This window comes from Aeromonas popoffii (assembly GCF_000820025.1).
Lineage (GTDB): Bacteria > Pseudomonadota > Gammaproteobacteria > Enterobacterales > Aeromonadaceae > Aeromonas > Aeromonas popoffii.
Genome location: NZ_CDBI01000038.1, coordinates 577 through 1,100, shown reverse-complemented (window position 1 = coordinate 1,100; position 524 = coordinate 577). Strand labels below are relative to the sequence as shown.

The following is a 524-nucleotide window of genomic DNA, read 5'->3' as shown; positions in this document are numbered from 1 at the left end:
TTGCCAGATGCTGCTTTGGGGTATAACCATACAGCGCCATATTGGGCCGCTCATGGTTATAAACCCCCGGCAGAACTCGTTTTGCCGGAGGTTTATTTATCTCGCCGCCTGATCCACCAGATAGAGGATGCTGTGATAGGGAATGCCGGCGTGCTGGCTTAGCCCCATCTCGCAGGTGCGACTATTGCTAAAGCCCTGGCGGCAATCGGTGGGCACCTGGGCGGGCAGGCTGGCGAGCGCCGCGGCGTTGAGCTCAGGGGTCATCAACCCCTTGTCACCGGCAAAGCCGCAGCACTGGATATGCTCTGGCACTATCACTTCCCGGGCGCAGGCACGGGCTACCGCCAGCATCTTCTCCCCCAGCCCCATACGCCGGCTGCTGCAGGTGATATGAAGCATCACTGTCTCATCGATCGGTGCAAGGTCGAGATGAGGCAGCAGGTGTTCCAGCACAAAGGCGGAGGGCTCAAACACGCGAAGGCCCTTGCCGAGCGCCCCCGAAAGCAGTCGCTGCACGCAGGGGC

At 61.1% G+C, this 524-nt stretch carries 1 pseudogene; it reads right to left on the bottom strand.

Annotation, left to right across the window (positions count from 1 at the left end):
* Positions 1-96: 96 nt before the first annotated feature.
* Positions 97-524: pseudogene (locus BN1129_RS07555) on the bottom strand (4Fe-4S ferredoxin); the annotation flags it as partial.